The organism is Mesorhizobium sp. M7A.F.Ca.CA.002.15.2.1 (assembly GCF_003998715.1).
GTDB lineage: Bacteria > Pseudomonadota > Alphaproteobacteria > Rhizobiales > Rhizobiaceae > Mesorhizobium > Mesorhizobium ciceri.
The window spans coordinates 1-3,872 of record NZ_RZPI01000549.1 but is presented as its reverse complement, the minus strand read 5'-3'; the positions used below and the strand labels follow the sequence as shown (position 1 = coordinate 3,872).

The 3,872-nt window shown below is 62.0% G+C and carries 5 protein-coding genes; 2 read left to right on the top strand and 3 right to left on the bottom strand.

Features of this window, described 5'->3' with window-relative positions; genetic code table 11:
• Positions 1–160 precede the first annotated feature (160 nt).
• Genes ENZ74_RS24780 through ENZ74_RS24770 form a run of 3 tightly spaced genes read right to left on the bottom strand, consistent with a single transcriptional unit; the run spans position 161 to position 1,182 of the window.
• Entirely contained in the window at positions 161–382 is a 222-nt protein-coding gene (locus tag ENZ74_RS24780) for a hypothetical protein (RefSeq protein ID WP_013531185.1), read from the bottom strand.
• Positions 383–436: 54 nt separating this feature from the next.
• Positions 437–862: an SRPBCC domain-containing protein gene (locus ENZ74_RS24775; RefSeq protein WP_013531186.1), complete on the bottom strand. Its 426-nt coding sequence runs from the start codon at positions 860–862 to the stop codon at positions 437–439.
• Complete coding sequence (locus ENZ74_RS24770; protein ID WP_063168196.1) at positions 859–1,182, bottom strand: metalloregulator ArsR/SmtB family transcription factor; 324 nt, start codon at positions 1,180–1,182, stop codon at positions 859–861. Before ENZ74_RS24770 ends, ENZ74_RS24775 begins: the two co-directional genes overlap by 4 nt.
• A gap of 156 nt (positions 1,183–1,338) precedes the next feature.
• On the opposite strand from ENZ74_RS24770, the gene ENZ74_RS24765 reads away from it, so the two are divergent.
• Both ENZ74_RS24765 and ENZ74_RS24760 read left to right on the top strand, forming a co-directional pair.
• Complete coding sequence (locus ENZ74_RS24765; protein WP_013531188.1) at positions 1,339–1,899, top strand: RNA polymerase sigma factor; 561 nt, start codon at positions 1,339–1,341, stop codon at positions 1,897–1,899.
• A gap of 2 nt (positions 1,900–1,901) precedes the next feature.
• Positions 1,902–3,872: VWA domain-containing protein (locus tag ENZ74_RS24760; RefSeq protein WP_164761185.1), on the top strand; the 1,971-nt coding region annotated here is incomplete at its 3' end.

Below are 3,872 nucleotides of genomic sequence, written 5' to 3'. Positions count from 1 at the left end.
CGCCCAGGCCGCGCTTCCAGTCCGGCATCGCAGCGATATAGGCCTGCACCGGGGCGTCGCCGTCGCCCTTGGCGATTTGCGGGTTGCCGCCGGAGAGCAGCACTGGCGCAGCCTTGGCCTCGGTCGATTGTCCCTGCGTCTTGGCCACTCTGCCCCACTCCTACCCGCCGGCACGCTGCACGCCGCGTCCCTTGGCGGCATAGGGCAGCACGAACATGTACAGGCCGCTGAGCAGCAGCAGGAGGAGCGGCAGGAGCGGCGAGTAGACCACCCAGGCGGGAGGCTGCCTGAATGCCATGGTGGCGAAGTTGGCGATGACGGTCAGCGCAAAGATGATCGACAGCCAGCGATGCATTTGCCGAACCCACTTGTTCCAGTCCAATAGTTCCTCCTGTCAAAACAGCCGGTGCGGGCCACCGATCCGCACCTGCGAGTTTCAATCTATCCGCGCCAGGACCTGACTCAGATTTGCAAAGTACTGTCGCCACCCGCTCGTCGCGCCCCGATACGCCTGCTCCTGATCCGGCCGGAAGCCGGACTGTTCCATACGCAACCGGGTGCCTGTGCTGGTCGGCACGAGGGTCCAGGTGACGACACTCTCAAGGCCATAGGCCTGCCAGGTGTAGGACAGTGTCTTGTTCAACTCGACGGCTGTTACCTGACAGTCCACAACGATGCTCACGTCAGGTTGCGGTTCCTTCCGCAGCTTGAAGCGGTGGTCCACGACTGGCTTGAAGTCGTTCTTCATCAGCCATTCCTCGATCAGATGCGGTTGGGTCAGCGCGCGCCAGATTTTTTCCGGCGGATAGGGGATCTCACGTTCGACGATGACAGAGCGCGTTTCGGTCGCAATGTTGGTCATTGGTCGATTCTTTTGAGCAAATTTTCGAGATCGTCGAACCGGCTCTGCCAGAACGCGTTCATCTGGTTCGTCCAGTCGGTCAGTGGGGAAAGTGCTGCCAGTTGGGCGCTGTAATGGGTCTGCCGTCCTTGATGGCGATCGCGCACCAGCCCGGCCTGCTTGAGCACGCCGAGATGCTTCGACACCGCAGGTTGAGAGACCCCCGACTGAGCCGTCAGGGCGCCGACCGTCTGCTCGCCTTGCCGGCACAGGCGCTCGAAGATCGCGCGACGCGTCGGATCGGAGAGCGTTCTGAAGAGGACATCGTGAGCGTTCGTCATCCGGGATCGATAACCCTGTGGCTATTGATTTACGTATAACTGTCGAGATATGGATATGTCAAGCGGGGGTGTTGACGGTCCCGATCCGGCGGTTTCCAAAAAAATCTTTCCATTGCCCCAAGGATTAGCCATTAGCCTTCGTCCAACAGGCAAATGATGGCGATGATGCTGGATGAGAGCGAAGCCTCCGACGCCGAACTGATCGGGCGGGCGAAGGGCGGAGACAGGAGGGCCTTCAGCACATTGCTGGAAAGGCACTATGACTTCGTCTATCGCGCCGCCTATCGCTGGTGCGGCAGGAAGGCCGATGCCGAAGACATCGCCCAGGAAGTCTGCGTCAGGCTGGGCAAAGCGATCCGCGACTATCGCGGCGGCGGCGCCTTCACCACATGGCTCTATTCCGTGACGATGAACGCCGCGCGCGACGTGATGCGAAAGTCCGCCCGCGAGACCGTCAAGACCGAGGCCTATGGCGTCCATGCACTGATCTCGGGCGAGGCGTCGGTCGAACCGGAAGACCCTGCCGAAGCGCTGTGGGCGGCCGTCCGGCGATTGCCGGACAAGCAGCGCGACGCGGTGCTGCTGGTCTATGGCGAAGGGTTGAGCCATGCGGCCGCGGCCGAGGCGATGACAATCTCGGAGACGACGGTTTCCTGGCACATCCATGAAGCGAAGAAACGGCTGAAGACGCTGATGCGCGCGGCCGGGGAAGTGTGACCATGGTTGACGACAACGAACTCAACAGACTGCGCGATATAGCAGCGCCGGCGCCCGCCAAGGATGCCAAGGCACGTGCTTTCGAAGCCGCCCTGCGTGCATACGATCAGGAAAATATTTCTGCCGTTACCCAAGGATCGGTTGGCGGGCTTCGTCTCACAGAGCGAGCACAAAAGCTCTGGAGCGAGATCATGCAAAAGAAACTCATTGCCACGCCGGTTCTTGCCGGGCTCGTCGCCCTGCCGATCGCCGGATACGCCACCTTCCATATGCTGAGGGAACAGCCGCCGAAATTCGGCGGCGACGAGAAAATCACCGAGACGCTGGCCGACAAGCCGGCGACCGTCAAGCCGGCGACCGTCAAGCCGACGACCGCCGAGCCGAAGCCGGCTCCGACCGGGCTGGAGACGGACAAGAAAGCCGACGCCGATGTGGAAAGCCGCGACGCGACCGATGCGCCTGTGGCGCCGGCCTCGCCGCAGAAATCCGAATCGACCGTTGCTTCCGGCGCGGCACAACAGAATGCACTGGAGCGCGGTGTGCTGGCCGAGCCTGCGCCACCGGCACCGACAGGCGAATTCGCATTGGATGGCGCCGTAAGTGCGCCCAGTACGTCGCGGGCCCGCATGCCGGCCGAGTCCAAGCTGATGGCGCCGCAGCAGCCGTCGACCTTGCCGGCCGACCAGATGCAGCCGCAACCGGAAAACCGCGACCGCATCGAGGATTTCAAGACCAATCCGGTGCATGCGGCACTCGAGGATCCGGTCTCGACCTTCTCGATCGACGTCGACACAGCCTCCTATTCCTTCGTGCGCAGCTCGCTGAAGCAGGGCACCCTGCCGCAGGTCGATACTGTCCGCGTCGAGGAGATGATCAACTACTTCCCCTATGACTGGAAGGGTCCGGAGTCGGCCTCGACACCATTCAACTCGACCGTCAGCGTCATGCCGACGCCGTGGAACACGCATACCAGGCTGATGCATGTCGCCATCAAGGGTTTTGACGTCAAGCCGACCGAGCAGCCGAAGGCCAATCTGGTCTTCCTGATCGATGTCTCGGGCTCGATGGACGAGCCGGACAAGCTGCCGCTGCTCAAATCGGCTTTTCGGCTGCTGGTCAGCAAGCTGAAGGCCGACGACACGATCTCGATCGTAACCTATGCGGGTGACGCCGGCACGGTCCTGGAGCCGACCAAGGCGTCCCAAAAGGACAAGATCCTCAGTGCCATCGACAATCTGACGCCCGGCGGCAGCACGGCCGGCGAGGCGGGCATCAAGGAAGCCTACAGGCTGGCGCAGAAATCCTTCGTCAAGGACGGCGTCAACCGGGTGATGCTCGCCACCGACGGCGACTTCAATGTCGGCCAGAGCGACGACGACGATCTGAAGCGGCTGATCGAAAAAGAGCGCAAGACCGGTGTCTTCCTGTCGGTGTTCGGCTTCGGCCGCGGCAATCTGAACGACCAGATGATGCAGACCATCGCCCAGAACGGCAACGGCACCGCCGCCTATATCGACACGCTGGCCGAAGCCGAGAAGGTGCTGGTCGAAGATGCATCGTCGACGCTGTTCACCATCGCCAAGGACGTCAAGATCCAGGTCGAGTTCAATCCGAACAAGGTCTCGGAATATCGCCTGATCGGCTACGAGACCCGCGCCTTGAACCGCGAGGATTTCAACAATGACCGCGTCGATGCCGGCGATATCGGCTCGGGCCATTCCGTCACCGCGATCTATGAAATCACGCCAAAGGGCAGCGGCGGCGAACAGATCGACGCGCTGCGTTATGGCCAGGCGTCGGTGGACAATGGCGGCGTTGCCAATGCGGACGAATATGCCTTCGTCAAGATCCGCTACAAGCTGCCGAATGAAGACGTCTCGAAGCTGATCACCACGCCGGTGACCTCGGCCAACGAGATCTCGTCTTTCGACCAGGCCAGCACCGACCAGCGCTTCTCCGTCGCGGTCGCCGCC

What these genes read in the sequence shown, in the direction of transcription:
- ENZ74_RS24775 (WP_013531186.1), bottom strand. Translation starts at nt 862, where the DNA reads ATGACCAACATTGCGACCGAAACGCGCTCTGTCATCGTCGAACGTGAG.
- ENZ74_RS24770 (WP_063168196.1), bottom strand. Translation starts at nt 1,182, where the DNA reads ATGACGAACGCTCACGATGTCCTCTTCAGAACGCTCTCCGATCCGACG.
- ENZ74_RS24765 (WP_013531188.1), top strand. Translation starts at nt 1,339, where the DNA reads ATGGCGATGATGCTGGATGAGAGCGAAGCCTCCGACGCCGAACTGATC.